At 61.3% G+C, this 14,852-nt stretch carries 13 protein-coding genes; 7 read left to right on the forward strand and 6 right to left on the reverse strand.

The annotated features are described in order from the left end of the window. The first annotated feature begins 3 nt into the window (after positions 1 to 3). The 4 genes from glgA to ACXHXG_RS12315 all read left to right on the forward strand — a co-directional run bounded on the left by glgA (position 4) and on the right by ACXHXG_RS12315 (position 5,823). The gene (gene glgA / locus ACXHXG_RS12300) at positions 4 to 1,446 is read left to right on the forward strand and encodes a glycogen synthase GlgA (protein ID WP_457899422.1); all 1,443 of its coding nucleotides are present in this window, start codon (positions 4 to 6) and stop codon (positions 1,444 to 1,446) included. Positions 1,447 to 1,450: 4 nt separating this feature from the next. Then, positions 1,451 to 3,079, forward strand: coding sequence for an alpha-D-glucose phosphate-specific phosphoglucomutase (locus ACXHXG_RS12305; protein ID WP_457899423.1), 1,629 nt, complete (start codon positions 1,451 to 1,453; stop codon positions 3,077 to 3,079). A 213-nt stretch (positions 3,080 to 3,292) separates the two neighbouring features. After that, positions 3,293 to 5,266: a glycogen debranching protein GlgX gene (gene glgX, locus ACXHXG_RS12310; protein ID WP_457899424.1), complete on the forward strand. Its 1,974-nt coding sequence runs from the start codon at positions 3,293 to 3,295 to the stop codon at positions 5,264 to 5,266. Between the two features lie 68 nt (positions 5,267 to 5,334). Beyond that, positions 5,335 to 5,823 (forward strand): MaoC family dehydratase, encoded by a 489-nt coding sequence (locus ACXHXG_RS12315; RefSeq protein ID WP_260303141.1) that lies wholly within the window; start codon positions 5,335 to 5,337, stop codon positions 5,821 to 5,823. A 109-nt stretch (positions 5,824 to 5,932) separates the two neighbouring features. Here the strand turns inward: ACXHXG_RS12315 and ACXHXG_RS12320 are convergent, their stop codons facing one another. The 6 genes from ACXHXG_RS12320 to ACXHXG_RS12345 form a co-directional block, all read right to left on the reverse strand. Beyond that, positions 5,933 to 6,496 carry a sarcosine oxidase subunit gamma gene (locus tag ACXHXG_RS12320; RefSeq protein ID WP_104824286.1) on the reverse strand — a complete coding sequence of 188 codons (564 nt, stop codon included), beginning with the start codon at positions 6,494 to 6,496 and terminating at the stop codon, positions 5,933 to 5,935. After that, complete coding sequence (locus ACXHXG_RS12325; RefSeq protein WP_457899425.1) at positions 6,489 to 9,485, reverse strand: sarcosine oxidase subunit alpha; 2,997 nt, start codon at positions 9,483 to 9,485, stop codon at positions 6,489 to 6,491. Before ACXHXG_RS12325 ends, ACXHXG_RS12320 begins: the two co-directional genes overlap by 8 nt. After that, positions 9,482 to 9,874: a sarcosine oxidase subunit delta gene (locus ACXHXG_RS12330; protein ID WP_104824288.1), complete on the reverse strand. Its 393-nt coding sequence runs from the start codon at positions 9,872 to 9,874 to the stop codon at positions 9,482 to 9,484. The genes ACXHXG_RS12325 and ACXHXG_RS12330 overlap by 4 nt, the downstream gene beginning before the upstream one ends. 15 nt (positions 9,875 to 9,889) lie before the next feature. Further along, a complete protein-coding gene (locus ACXHXG_RS12335) occupies positions 9,890 to 10,309 on the reverse strand; it encodes a hypothetical protein (RefSeq protein ID WP_283047400.1) in 420 nt (139 codons plus the stop codon). Next, the gene (locus ACXHXG_RS12340) at positions 10,309 to 11,562 is read right to left on the reverse strand and encodes a sarcosine oxidase subunit beta family protein (protein ID WP_283047401.1); all 1,254 of its coding nucleotides are present in this window, start codon (positions 11,560 to 11,562) and stop codon (positions 10,309 to 10,311) included. Before ACXHXG_RS12340 ends, ACXHXG_RS12335 begins: the two co-directional genes overlap by 1 nt. A gap of 256 nt (positions 11,563 to 11,818) precedes the next feature. After that, positions 11,819 to 12,097, reverse strand: coding sequence for a hypothetical protein (locus tag ACXHXG_RS12345; RefSeq protein ID WP_457899426.1), 279 nt, complete (start codon positions 12,095 to 12,097; stop codon positions 11,819 to 11,821). Positions 12,098 to 12,392: 295 nt separating this feature from the next. On the opposite strand from ACXHXG_RS12345, the gene rpsU reads away from it, so the two are divergent. The 3 genes from rpsU to ACXHXG_RS12360 all read left to right on the forward strand — a co-directional run bounded on the left by rpsU (position 12,393) and on the right by ACXHXG_RS12360 (position 14,849). Next, positions 12,393 to 12,605: a 30S ribosomal protein S21 gene (rpsU, locus tag ACXHXG_RS12350; protein ID WP_003585885.1), complete on the forward strand. Its 213-nt coding sequence runs from the start codon at positions 12,393 to 12,395 to the stop codon at positions 12,603 to 12,605. A 137-nt stretch (positions 12,606 to 12,742) separates the two neighbouring features. After that, positions 12,743 to 13,618, forward strand: a complete 876-nt coding sequence (locus ACXHXG_RS12355) for a tetratricopeptide repeat protein (protein WP_104824290.1) — start codon at positions 12,743 to 12,745, stop codon at positions 13,616 to 13,618. Positions 13,619 to 13,769: 151 nt separating this feature from the next. Next, positions 13,770 to 14,849: an NAD(P)/FAD-dependent oxidoreductase gene (locus ACXHXG_RS12360; protein ID WP_457899427.1), complete on the forward strand. Its 1,080-nt coding sequence runs from the start codon at positions 13,770 to 13,772 to the stop codon at positions 14,847 to 14,849. Positions 14,850 to 14,852 lie beyond the last annotated feature (3 nt).

Raw genomic sequence — 14,852 nt, forward strand, 5'->3', positions numbered from 1 at the left:
CATATGAAAGTTCTTTCGGTTTCGTCCGAAGTCTTCCCTTTGATCAAGACAGGGGGCCTGGCCGATGTGGCCGGCGCCCTGCCTATCGCTCTCAAGCCCTACGGCGTCGAAACGAAGACCCTGATCCCGGGCTATCCCGCCGTCATGAAGGCCATCCGCAATCCGGTGGCCCGTCTCGAGTTTTCCGACCTGCTCGGTGAAAAAGCGACGGTCTTCGAAGCCGAGCACGACGGAATTTCCCTCCTCGTGCTCGATGCACCGGCCTACTATAACCGCACCGGCGGCCCCTATGTCGACGCTGCCGGCAAGGATTATCCCGACAACTGGCAGCGTTTCGCTGCCTTGTCGCTCGCCGGCGCGGAAATCGCCGCCGGCCTGCTGCCCGGCTGGCGGCCGGATCTGGTACATGTGCATGACTGGCAATCGGCCATGGTGCCGGTCTACATGCGTTACTACCCGACACCGGAACTGCCGAGCGTCCTCACCGTCCACAACATCGCCTTCCAAGGCCAGTTCGGCGCCGACATCTTCCCCGGCCTGCGCCTGCCTGCGCATGCCTTTTCGATCGAAGGTGTCGAGTATTACGGCGACGTCGGCTTCCTGAAGGGCGGCCTTCAGACCGCTCTTGCCCTGACCACCGTCAGCCCTTCCTATGCGGAGGAAATCCTGACGCCGGAATTCGGCATGGGCCTGGAGGGCGTCATCGCCAGCCGGGCAAACAGCCTGCATGGAATTGTGAATGGCATCGACGACGGTATCTGGAACCCGGAAACCGATCCGATGATCGCGCAAACCTATGGCGCCACGACGCTGAAAGACCGCGCCGCGAACCGCAAGCTCGTGGTCGAGCATTTTGGTCTGGACGATGATGACGGCCCGATTTTCTGCGTCGTCAGCCGTCTGACCTGGCAGAAGGGCATGGATCTGCTTGCCCGCATTTCCAGCGATATCGTCCGGATGGGCGGCAAGCTCGCCATCCTCGGCGCCGGCGATGCCGCCCTCGAAGGCGCACTTTTCGCCGCCGCCGGCCGTCATCGCGGCCGCGTCGGCGTTTCCGCCGGCTATAATGAACCGATGTCGCATCTGATGCAGGCCGGCTGCGACGCCATCATCATTCCGTCCCGCTTCGAACCCTGTGGCCTCACGCAGCTTTATGGCTTACGCTATGGCTGCCTGCCGGTCGTTGCGCGTACGGGTGGCCTCAACGACACCATCATAGATGCCAACCACGCCGCGCTGCAGGCAAAAGTCGCGACCGGCATTCAGTTTTCGCCCATCACTGCCGATGGGCTGCTGCAAGCCGTACGCCGCGCCATGCACCTTTTCCAGGATCGAAAGGTCTGGACGCAGATGCAAAAGCAGGGCATGAAATCCGACGTATCCTGGGGCAAGAGCGCAGAACGCTATGCAGCCCTCTACTCCAGCCTTGTCTCGAGAGGCGCTTAATCAGATGATTAAAACCATTCCCACCAAACCCTATGCGGATCAGAAGCCTGGCACGTCAGGCCTCCGGAAGAAAGTTCCCGTATTCCAGCAGCCGAATTACGCTGAGAACTTCATCCAGTCGATTTTCGATTCGCTCGAAGGCTACCAGGGCAAATGCCTGGTCATCGGCGGCGACGGCCGCTACTACAATCGCGAAGTCATCCAGAAGGCCATCAAGATGGCCGCCGCCAATGGCTTCGGCAAGGTGATGGTCGGCAAGGGCGGCATTCTCTCCACGCCCGCCGCCTCGAACATCATCCGCAAATACAAGGCGTTCGGCGGCATCGTGCTGTCGGCGAGCCACAATCCCGGCGGCCCGACCGAGGATTTCGGCATCAAGTACAATATTGGCAATGGCGGCCCGGCGCCGGAAAAGATCACCGATGCGATCTATGAGCGCACCAAGATCATCGAAAGCTATAAGATCGCCGATTTCGCCGACATCAATCTCGACCGCATCGGCCGTGAAGACGTTGGCGGGATGATCGTCTCAGTCATCGACCCGGTCGAAGACTATGCTGCTTTGATGGAAGAGCTGTTTGATTTCGGCGCCATCCGCAACCTCATCAGCCTCGGCTTCCGCCTCTGCTTCGACGCAATGAGCGCGGTGACCGGCCCCTATGCCAAGGAAATCTTCGAAATCCGCCTCGGCGCACCGGGCGGCTCGGTCCGCAATTTCCTGCCGCTGCCGGATTTCGGCGGCCATCACCCCGATCCGAATCTCGTCTACTGCAAAGAGCTCTATGACGAGATGATGGGTGATGATGCGCCCGATTTCGGCGCGGCATCCGACGGCGACGGAGACCGCAACCTGATTATCGGCAAGGGCATCTATGTCACGCCGTCGGACAGCCTCGCGATCCTCGCCGCCAATGCCAATCTGGCGCCAGGCTATTCGCATGGCATCGCCGGTATCGCTCGCTCCATGCCGACAAGCGGCGCCGCCGACCGCGTCGCGGAAAAGCGCGGCATCGGTATCTACGAGACCCCGACCGGCTGGAAATTCTTCGGCAATCTGCTTGACGCCGGCATGGCGACGATCTGCGGCGAGGAAAGCTCCGGCACCGGTTCCAACCATGTCCGCGAAAAGGACGGCCTCTGGGCCGTGCTGCTCTGGCTCAACATTCTTGCGGTGCGCGGCGAAAGCGTCATCGATATCGTCACCCAGCATTGGGCGACCTATGGCCGCAACTATTATTCGCGGCATGACTACGAAGGCGTCGATACCGATGCCGCCAATGGCCTGATCGACACCCTGCGCGAAAAGCTGCCGACCCTGCCGGGCACGCAGTTTGGCGATCTCACCGTTTCCGCCGCCGACGACTTTGCCTATCACGATCCGGTCGACAAGTCGGTCAGCCAGCACCAGGGCATCCGCATCCTGTTCGAGGGCGGCTCCCGCGTCGTCTTCCGCCTTTCCGGCACCGGCACGACGGGCGCGACGCTGCGCGTCTACATCGAGCGCTACGAGCCCGATCCGACCCGCCATAACATCGAGACGCAGGAAGCGCTCGCCGACCTCATCGCCGCCGCTCAGGATATCGCCGATATCAAGGGCCGCACCGGCCGCGATGCACCGACGGTGATTACCTGATCCCTACGATCTGAGCCCTTCCCCCCGCAATGCGGGGAGAAGGTGGCCAGAAGCCGCCGAACGACGGGAAGCGGCCACTGGTCGGATGAGGGGCCTTCTCAAGATTCACCGCGACTGCGCAATTTGCCGGACGCTCCGCCCCCCTCACCCTAGCCTTCTCCCGCATGCGGGGAGAGAGGACCACCTCTAGCCATCCGGAAAGCCCGCGAAGACATGTCCGAGCCGACAATCCGCAGCCTTGGCGCGACCCTCACCAACTCGGGTGTCGAATTTGCCGTCGCGTCCAAACATGCCGAGAAGATCGAGCTTTGCCTGCTCGATGCCGAGGGCGGAGAAGAGATTGCGCGTCTGCCGATGAAGCGCGAAGGCGAGGAGCATCGTCTGTCGGTCGATGGCGCCAAGGAAGGCACGCGCTACGGTTTTCGCGCCCATGGTACATACGATCCGAACCAGGGTCTGTGGTTCGATCCGTCGAAGCTGCTTGTCGATCCCTATGCCAAGGAAATCGACCGGCCCTTCCGCTACGATCCTCGCCTCGGCACGTTCGGCGAGGATACGCAGGATCTGATACCGAGGGCGATCGTCTCCGGCGATATAGTGGTCAAGCCGGCCAAGCCGTTGTTCAAGCCGGGCGGCCTGATCTACGAAATCGCCGTCAAGCCTTTTACCATGTTGCATCCGGATGTGCCGGCGGAGAAGCGCGGCACATTGGCCGCCCTCGCCCATCCGGCGGTCATCGCCCATCTCAAGCGACTGCATGTCGATGCCGTCGAGCTGATGCCAATCACCGCATGGATCGACGAACGGCATCTGCCGCCGCTCGGCCTCAGCAATGGCTGGGGCTACAATCCCGTCGCCTTCATGGCGCTCGACCCCCGTATCGTACCCGGTGGCGTCGTGGAATTGCGCGGGACGGTGGCGGCACTGCACGCCGAGGGCATCGCTGTCATCCTTGATCTCGTTTTCAATCACACCGGCGAGAGCGACCGCCAAGGCTCGACGCTGTCATTGCGTGGCCTCGACAATCCCACCTATTTCCACCATGACCCGAACCAGCCCAGTGTGCTGATCAACGACACCGGCACCGGCAATACGGTCGCCTGCGATCAGCCGGCGACCCGCCAGCTCATCATCGACAGTCTGCGCCATTTCGTGCTCCACGCTGGCATCGACGGCTTCCGTTTCGACCTTGCCACCGTCCTCGGCCGTACCGCCAAGGGCTTCGATCCCGAAAGCCTGACGCTGCGGTCCCTCTTCGCCGATGACGTGCTTCAGGACCGGATCATGATTGCCGAACCCTGGGACATCGGTCCCGGCGGCTACCAGCTCGGCAATTTTCCGGCTCCCTTTCTCGAATGGAACGATCGCGCCCGTGACGATCTGCGCTGCTTCTGGCGCGGCGATGACAACAAGATCGGCGACATCGCCACCATCCTCGCCGGCTCGTCTTCCTTCTTCGGCCGCGACGGCCGCACCCAGACCCGTAGCGTCAACTTCCTCGCCGCCCATGATGGCTTCACGCTCATGGACATCGTCTCCTATGCGCACAAGCACAATGAGGCGAACGGCGAGAACAATCGCGATGGCCATAACGAAAATTTCTCCTGGAACAATGGCGTCGAGGGCAAGACAGATAATCCAGTGATCCTTCGCAAACGCCGCACCGACATCGAAGCCCTGCTCTCTACGCTTTTCGCCACACGCGGCACGATCATGCTGACCGCCGGCGACGAATGTGGGCGCACCCAGCGGGGCAACAACAATGCCTATTGCCAGGACAACGATATCACCTGGATGGACTGGACCACGCTAGACGAGGAGTTGATTGGCCATACTGCTTGGCTCGCCAGTCTCCGCCGCCGCTTTACAGCCTTTAGCGAGATGGAATTTTTCAACGGCAAAGGCGATGTCCTCTGGTTCTCCGCCAACGGCACGGCCATGACGGTGCCTGATTGGGAGACGCCGGCTGCCCGCGTGCTCGGCATGGCGATCGGGACTGAGGATCGTGATAGTGGCAAGAAGACCCGTCTCGCCGTGTTGCTGAACCGCGCGAACGAGGAACAACACGTCAAGCTGCCGGCCTCGAGCGGGGCCGGCTGGTCGCTGCTGAAGCCTGAGGGAGCAACGCCGGTTCAAGGCGAGACCATCGTGCCGGCGCGCTCGGTCAGCTTCCTCCTCGAAAACTGAGCCCGTTGACTTTCCGGTTTTAATCGCCAGAAAGATCGCAGGAAGCAGCAAAACCTGACGAGGATGGAATGCCCGGCGATATTTCGCTTGTTGAGATCATGAAGCTGGTAGGAACCGAGATCGGCATTTCCGACTGGATCACGGTCGACCAGACGATGATCGACACTTTCGCCGACGCGACGCTCGACCATCAGTTCATCCATGTCGATCCCGAGCGCGCCAAAGCGGAAACGCCCTATGGCGGCACCATCGCACACGGCTTCCTGACGCTGTCGCTGCTTTCGGCGATGAACTACAGCGGCCTGCCGAAGATCCGCGAGCAGACGATGGGCATCAACTACGGCTTCGAGCAGATCCGCTTCATGTCGCCGGTCAAATGCGGGGCGCGCGTGCGCGGCCACTTCAAGCTCGCCGAAACTCGGCTGCGCGGTGCAAGTATGCTGATGCTCACTTATGATGTGACCGTGGAAATCGAAAACGAGCGTAAGCCGGCGCTGACCGCAACATGGACGACTATATCGCAGTTCGATCCAAAGGATCGGCCGGAAGGGGCTTAGGGCCGCTTTTCCACCTTCGCCTCAGCGGCGAGAAGGTCGCGCATCGCGCGGGATGAAGGGGCGTTACAGCAAAGAACTGCTTCCCGCCCCTCCCCTGTTAGGCGCCGTGTCAGCGAGGAGAAAACGTATTTTGCGCATCCTCAGCCGCCTCGGCCAACAGTCCGAAAGCATACTCAGAAAAGGAGCGCCAGACTTCGACGCGGAATGTCTCGTCATCGAGGCGCAGCAGCACGACTTCCACCTTACCCAACAGCGTGCGCGAGCAGGCCCCGACAGGAAAAGCCTGCAGCGACAGGTCCTGCGGGCAACCGCCGGCGAGAGTCGCTTCCGCGCCGGGGCCGGAAGCGATGATCGCTGTGTTTCGATGAGAAACATCCGCTGCCGAATGCACAACGCCGGCAGAAGCGGCAATGCCGACCAGCTCGGCGCCATTCTCGTCGATAACGAGCCATTCGTCCGGGCCGATCCACAGAGCATGACGCCCATTTGCACTGGCAGATGTCTTCGGCCGGGTAGGCAGTTGCAGGCCGAGCGCCTGCGAAAGACCGCCAAGAGAGTCGGCCGGTGCCCGCAGCGCAATGCGGCTTGCAGGTGCTGCGGGTGTCAGGCGAACAGTGGCCGAGCCACCGTGGCGGCCGGCGAGCGGCAATTTGCGAACAGCGAGATCAGCCATTGATCCGGCCTCCTTCCTTGTCAAAGAACACCAGATCCGTCACCTCGACGGCAATCGTCTTGTCCGGCATCGGCACATAGAGCGTCTTGCCCATGCGCTCGCGGCCACCGGCAACAAGTGCGAAGGCAATCGAGCGGCCGAGATTTTCGGACCAATAGGAAGAGGTGACATGGCCGAGCATGGTCATCGGCTTCGGCTCATTCGGATCGGCGACGATCTGCGCGCCTTCTTCCAGCACCACCTTCGGGTCGCGGGTGACGAGACCGACGAGCTGCTTGCGCCCTTCCTTGACAAGGTCCGGCCGCTTCAGGCCACGAATACCGACGAAATCGGTCTTCTTCTTGGACACGGCCCAGGAAAGTCCGGCGTCATCGGGCGTCACCGTACCGTCGGTATCCTGGCCGACGATGATATAGCCCTTCTCGGCGCGAAGAACGTGCATGGTCTCGGTGCCGTACGCGCAAGCGCCCAACGGCTCGGCCCGCGCCCAGACGGCTTCCAAAACCGACTGCCCGTAGTCCGCCGGCACGTTGATTTCGTAGCCCGCCTCACCGGTGAAGGAGACGCGGAACAGCCGCGCCGGTACACCGCAGACCTTGCACTCGGCCACGCTCATATGCGGGAAGGCTTCATTGGACAGATCCTGCCCCTCGACGAGCGGCTCGATGATCTCGCGCGCCTTCGGCCCTTGCACGGCGATGACGGCCCACTGTTCCGTAGTCGACGTCAGCCAAACCTTCAGATGCGGGAATTCGGTTTGCAGATAATCTTCCATGTGGTGCAGCACGCGCGGCGCACCGCCGGTTGTGGTCGTCACATGGAAGCGATCTTCGGCCAAGCGTCCGACGACGCCGTCGTCATAAACAAAGCCGTCCTCGCGGGTCATGATGCCGTAACGGCAGCGACCGGGCTTCAGCGTGTCCCAGGCGTTGGTGTAGAGCAGGTTCAGGAACTGCGCCGCATCCGGCCCGACCACTTCGATCTTGCCGAGCGTCGAGGCGTCGAACACACCAGCCACTTCGCGTGCCGTTTGGCATTCGCGGTTGACAGCCTGATGCATCGTCTCGCCGGGTCGCGGATAGAACCAGGCGCGCTTCCAGTTGCCGACATCTTCGAAGATGGCGCCATGCGCCTCTTCCCAGGCATGCATCGGCGTCTTGCGCGCGGGATCGAAGAGCGACCCGCGCGAATGGCTGATCAGCGTGCCATAGGTCACCGGCGTATAGGGCGCGCGGAAGGTGGTAAGACCGACCTTCGGAATATCCTTGCCAAGCATTTCCGCGGCAATCGCCAGGCCATGCATATTGGAGAGCTTGCCCTGGTCGGACGCCATGCCGTTGGTGGTGAACCGCTTGATATGCTCGATCGAATGCATGCCTTCGCGCACGGCGAGGCGGATATCCTTCGCGCAGACATCGTGCTGGAAGTCGACGAAAGCCTTGGCATTGGTATTAGGCCCGGCACCCTCGGCTGCGCCGATCATGCCGCCCGTCCATTCGAAGGCCTGTTCGGCCTGCAGCAGGATCTTGCCGCCCGCGCCACCTGCGCCCGCAGCTCGCGCCATCAATTCACCGGCGGCAAGCGATTCCTCAATCGCCGCCTGCAGCCCGTCCGTGCCGTTGCAGGCACCGACGGAGAGACAATCCTGCACACAGGTGCCCGGCAGGAAGCGCTGCTTCTCGGCATCGAATTTCAGCTTGCCGCGCGACTGCGAGAATAGATGCACAGAAGGCGTCCAGCCGGCCGAAACCAGCAGCGCATCGATAGCAATCTTGCGGGCACCGCGGCTGCCATTGCGCGCCACGGTCATGGAGGAAATGCGCAGCTTGCCGGCGGTATCGATGACGGCATAGTCGCTCAGCACCTCAATCCCGAGCCGCTTCGCCTCGGCAAGCACGGCCTCGCCGGGCCGTGCGCGGCTGTCGATGATCGCCGCGACGGAGACGCCGGCGCGCTTCAGGTCGAAGGCAGCCTCGTAAGCCGAGTCATGCGCCGTATAAACGCCAACCTTGGTGCCGACGGCAACACCGTAATGGTTGAGATAAGTGCGCGCCGCGGATGCCAGCATGATGCCCGGGCGGTCGTTGTTCGGGAACACCATATGCCGCTCGATCGCGCCCGTCGCCATGATGACGCGCTTGGCGCGGACCTGCCACAGACGCTCGCGCGGCAGATGACGGCCCGGCTTTGCGAGATGATCGGTGACGCGTTCGGCAAGGCCGATGAAATTGTGGTTGTAATAGCCGAAAGCCGTCGTGCGGGTCAGCACTTCCACATTGTCCATCGACTTGAGCTTGGCGACGACATCCTGTGCCCAGACATAGCCCTCAACACCGTCGATCTTGACGCTGGCATCGAAACGCAGCGAGCCGCCCGCTTCCGCCTGTTCGTCGCTGAGAATGACCTTGGCGCCGGTTTCTGCGGCCGCCAGTGCGGCGGAAAGACCGGCAATGCCGGCGCCGACCACCAGCACGTCGCAATGGGCATAACGGCTGGCATAGTGATCCGGATCCTCCTCAGTCGGCGCGACGCCGAGACCGGCGGCGCGGCGAATGAAGGGTTCGTAAATATTCTTCCAGGCCGCCTTCGGCCACATGAAGGTCTTGTAGTAGAAGCCGGCGGCGAAGAAGGGCGACATGAGATTGTTGACGCCGCCGACATCGAAGGCGAGAGACGGCCAACGATTCTGCGACTCCGCCTTCATGCCATCGAAGACCTCCTGCACGCTGGCGCGCACATTGGGCTGGCGGCGGGCCGAATCGCGGGAGATGTCGAGCAACGCGTTGGGCTCTTCCGCGCCGGCCGACAGGATGCCGCGCGGGCGATGATATTTGAACGAGCGGCCGACGAGATGAATACCGTTGGCAAGCAGCGCCGAGGCGACGGTGTCGCCTTCGAGTGCCGTATAACTCTTGCCATCAAAGGTGAAGCGGGCGGTTCTGGCCGGCGTCAGGCGGCCCTTGCCTGCAATACGATTGGCGCCGCTCATTTCGCAAATCCCTCTTCTTGGTGTGCTTGTTCTTGTGCACGTTGTTCTTGCACGTTGTTGTCTTGCGCCACCGGCTCATGGACCGGCTCGGGGGCCGCGGGCAGCAGCGTCGAAATATCCGGCTTCGGCTCGCCGGCCTTGTAGGTCCGGTAGAAGCGGTCGCTCACCGTATCGCGCGCAGCGTTGAAGAAGCGGCCGCAGCCATGCATATGCCGCCAGCGCTCGAAGATCAGACCCTTCGGATTGTCACGCAGGAAGAAATATTCCTCGAATTCCTCATCGGAAATTCCGGCGATATTTTCCGGCCTCACGATATGCGCGTCGCCCGCGTTGCGGAATTCCAGTTCCGAACGCTCTTCCTCGCAATAGGGGCAGTAAATCAGCAGCATCGTTTTCTACCTATGTTAAAGCTCGGAGCCCGTAAGGCTTGTGCCGGGAGGCTGTGCGCAGAGCTGGCGTCCCATTGTGACGAAAGGTGTTATGCGCTTCACGAGCGCCTCCAGCGATCCGTAGGGTTTCAGCACATTGGTCATTCCCAGATTGACCAAGCTCATTCCCAGCAGATCCGTGTCGATGGCAAAAGCCCTTGTCGCCTCAGGCGTCTGCTCCGGCACAAAATAGACCGCCGGCTTTTTCAACACCTTGACGCAGGCAAGCACGCCGCTTTCGGCCACGAAGGGCCATTCGGCCTCGGCCTTCGCCTTATGGATCACCTGCATGCGAACATCCTCGACCCCCGGAAAGAGATCACTGACTTCGGTCACGATCGTTCCTGCCGACAGCGAAAACCTTGCCGCAAGAACGATCCCGACCGCCGTCAGCATCAATGCGCCACGGCGGCGGCAGCCGCCTCGTCGATCAAGCGGCCAGTGCGGAAGCGATCCAGCGTCAGGCCGGCATTGAACCGATGCGGCTCGTCGCGGGCGATGAGATGCGCAAACAGATTGGCCGAACCCGGCGTCGCCTTGAAGCCGCCCGTGCCCCAGCCGCAATTGACATAGAGGCCCGGCACCGGCGTCTTCGACTGGATCGCCGAACGATCCGGCGTGTTGTCGACGATGCCGCCCCAGGAGCGCATCATCTTCACGCGGCGGAACATCGGGAAGAGTTCACAGATCGCATCCAGCGTATGGGTGATGATCTGCAGGCCACCGGTCTGGCTATAGGAATTGTACTGGTCCGTACCCGCGCCGATGACGAGTTCGCCCTTGTCGGATTGCGAAATATAGGCATGCACCGTGTTCGACATGACGACGCAGGGGAAGATCGGCTTCAACGGCTCGGAAACCAGCGCCTGCAACGGGCTCGACTGCAGCGGCACGCGCACGCCGGCCATCTGCATGACGACGGTCGTGTGACCTGCCGCCGAAACGCCGATCTTCTTGGCGCCGATGAAGCCCTTGGTGGTGTCGACGCCGGTCACGCGACCGTCCGGCCCACGCTGGATACCGGTCACTTCACAATTCTGGATGATATGCACGCCGCGATCCGAAGCCGCGCGGGCAAAGCCCCAGGCCACGGCATCGTGACGGGCCGTGCCGCCGCGGCGCTGGAGTGCAGCGCCATTGATCGGGTAGCGCGCCGTCTTCGAAATATCGAGCGGCGGACAGTAAGCCTTGGCCTGCTCCGGCGTCAGCCATTCATTGTCGATGCCATAGAGCCTATTGGCATGGATATGCCGCTTGAAGGACTGCTGATCGTGAATATTGTGCGACAGCATCATCACGCCGCGCGGCGAGTACATGACATTGTAATTGAGATCCTGAGAAAGCCCCTCCCAGAGCTTCATCGAATGCTCGTAGATGTGCATGCTCTCTTCATAGAGATAGTTCGAGCGGATGATGGTCGTGTTGCGGCCGGTATTGCCGCCGCCGAGCCAGCCCTTCTCAATCACGGCGACATTGGTGATGCCGTGTTCCTTGGCGAGATAATAGGCGGCGCCCAGGCCATGGCCGCCAGCGCCGATGATGATGACGTCATACTCCTTGCGCGGCTCCGGCGAACTCCACTGGGCCTCCCAGCCCTTGTGAGCCCGCATTGCTTCCCGTGCCACGGCAAAGACAGAGTATTTACGCATTCGCCCTCAACTCCTTCAGGGATCAAGCCCTTTCGATGGGCCATACAAATCGCAGATCAAAAACCGACACAACGGCTCTTTTGCGACGCAATCACGACCGGCTTTCGACACGGTTAAAAAGAATGCTACAGCAAGGCCCGAGCTTGTGAACAGCCCGGATCGATATATCTGAGTGACTGCCATCGAGGCATACACAAGCCGCTCGCATAGTGAACGCTGTGCGTCATGGTCCGATCGTTCATCAGTCCCCCAACCCTTACTTGCGCTGAAGATGACAGATCTTCACTCGACCACCATGGCCGTCGCTGCGCCACGCGCATCCTTCCTTCTGTGGTTTGCGGTCGTAAAGATAGATTCTTGCCCGATGTTTGCTGTCGAAGGTCTGGTTGGAAAAGTCATGGCCGCCTATGTGGACATTTTTGCCGAGTCGCACCTCGCCGGCTGCGGCAGGCACCAGCGTTGCGACAAGAAGGGTGGCGGCCAGGATAGACGCACCAAATGACCTGACGGCGACAGCGAGATCGAACGATTTCATAAAGCGATTCCCCTTAACGCCGGATAACCACCGAAACCAGGCGGTTCGGCAGCGGGTGGAAATGACCAGGCCCTCAAATCTCACATAAGCACGCCGGAGGCGACCTCGCGGGCTCACTTCAGGCTCGACAAAGCGCTTTTTCCTCTGCAAACTCACGATCTGGCTAGACTTTGACAAACCGATCTGTTATCTCGCCTTACCAATCGCAAGGCTGCGGCCGCGCGAACGTTATTGTTTTGTCTCCTGGCGCTGCAGTCGCCGCTGGCATCAACCAAACCAAAGGAACGTGATTCTCGTGCAGGTACTTGTCCGCGATAACAATGTCGATCAGGCTCTCCGCGCTCTCAAGAAGAAGATGCAGCGCGAAGGCATTTTCCGCGAAATGAAGATGCGCGACTACTACGAAAAGCCGTCGCAGAAGCGTGCTCGCGAGAAGGCTGAAGCTGTTCGTCGCGTTCGCAAGCTGGCACGCAAGCGCGCGCAGCGCGAAGGTCTGGTCGCACGCTAATCGTCGTTTTTTCGACGTTTTCAGATGCATGTCTGGCGGGGGCGAGTCGTTCGCCGCCGCCTTTTTGATTTATTCTCCGGGCAAACGGAATTTATCAAAACAGCCTGATATAACGCATGGGGAAAGCGAACCCGATAATGGCAATCACGACGTCCAAACAGTTCCGCACTTCGAAACTGTCTTTTTTTGTTTCGAAGCGCGCTGCTGCCGTACCCGCTTTGGCTCTTCTCACTGCAATCGGCCTTTCCGGCTGCCAGACCGCCTCCACCGATACGGTGATCCGCATCGACAAGGCGCAGGGTTCTTCGGAAAACATTGCCTCGCTGACCTCGGTCATCAATGCCAATCCGCAGGATCCGGAAGGCTATAACGTCCGCGGCACGGCCTATGGCCGCGGCGGCGAATTCAGCCGCGCCCTTGCAGACTTCAACCAGGCGATCCAGCTCAATCCGAAGTTCTATCAGGCCTACGCCAACCGCGCGCTCATCTATCGCAACATGGGCAAGCTGCCGGAAGCGGTCGCCGACTATAACGCCGCGCTGCAGATCAACTCCAATTATGACGTCGCCTATATCGGCCGCGGCAACCTCTATCGTCAGTCCGGCCGCGACAACGACGCTTTCAACGATTATTCCAAGGCGATCAGCCTCGGCACGACGGATGGCCGCGCCTATAACGGCCGTGGTGTGATCTACCAGAAGCGTAATCAGCAGGATAAGGCGATCGACGACTTCTCCAAGGCGATCTCGCTGTCGCCGAATTCGCCCGAGCCCTATAACAGCCGCGGCATCTCCTATCTCGCGCAGAACGACGACGACAACGCGTTTGCCGATTTCAACCACGCGATCGACCTCAACAACAAGGTCGCCGAATCCTGGGCCAACCAGGCTTTCGTTTATGAGCGCCGTGGCGATAAGGCCAAAGCCCGCCGTTCCTACCAGCACGCCGTCAACCTCGACCCGTCCTACCAGCCGGCCAAGGACGGCCTGGCACGCGTAGGGGCAGGCGCCTAAAATAGTTGCAGGAAAAGCGCATGGCGCTTTTCTTGCCACAAGTGCCTGAGAACAACAGTGGGCCGCCGTGCGATCATCCGCCCGGCGGCTTTTCTTTGCGCTGTTGAACGCATAGTCTCCCCCGACCCCACATTCGGATAAGAGACGCGGCATGCCTTCTCAAGAAATCATCGTCATCGGCGCCGGCATTATCGGCGCCTCCATCGCCTGGCATTTGGCGCGCAAGGGTGCATCCGTCACCGTGATCGCGGCAAAGCCCGGAGGCGAGGCGACGCCCAGCTCTTTCGCCTGGATCAACGCGAGCTGGGGCAACCCCGAATTCTATTTCCATTTCCGTCGCCGCTCGATGGCGGAATGGTCGCGGCTGGCGGCTGACCTACCCGGCCTGCCGCTTTCCTGGTGCGGCGGGCTCTGCTGGGATCTGCCGGAAGCCGAATTGGTGGCCTATGCCGTGCGGCAGGGCGGCTGGGGCTACGGCCTGCGGCAGGTCGATCGCGAAACAAGCGCCGCACTCGAACCTCACCTCGCCGATCCGCCCACTTTTGCGCTGCATGTCGGCGAAGAAGGCGCCGTCGAGCCGGTTGCCGCCGCCAATTTGCTGTTGGAAGATGCCGCCCGTCATGGCGCAACGCTGTCCTATGGCATGGAAGCCAGACGGCTTCTGCGGGAGAACGGCAGGATCACGGGCGTTGAAACGGCAGACGGAGTGCTGCTTGCCGATCATGTGGTTCTCGCCGCCGGTGCCGGCACCGCAGCACTTGCTGCGTCCGTCGGCATCGATGTGCCGATCGAAACGCCGCCGGGCCTCATCGTTCATTCCCGCCCTGCTCCCCGGCTGCTGAACGGCCTCGTCATGGCGCCGGAGCTGCACATGCGCCAGACGATGGAAGGCAGGATCATTGCCGGCACCGATTTCGGCGGTACCGATCCGGGCGAGAAACCGCAGCAGGCCGCCGACGAACTCTTCGCCAAGGTCAAAACCATGCTGCGTGGCGGCGACGAGCTCGAACTCGATTTTTATACGGTTGGCTATCGTCCGACCCCGAAAGACGGTTTCCCGATCATCGGCGGTGTCGATGCAGCTCCGGGCCTCTATCTTGCCGTGTTGCATTCCGGTGTGACGCTGGCGCCGCTCGTCGGATCGGTTGCGGCAGCGGAGATCCTCAGTGACGATCCCGATCCTCAGCTTGCGCCATTTCACCTGTCGCGATTCGCGCTGACAAGCGAATAACTC

Source organism: Rhizobium sp. LEGMi-198b (assembly GCF_054114205.1).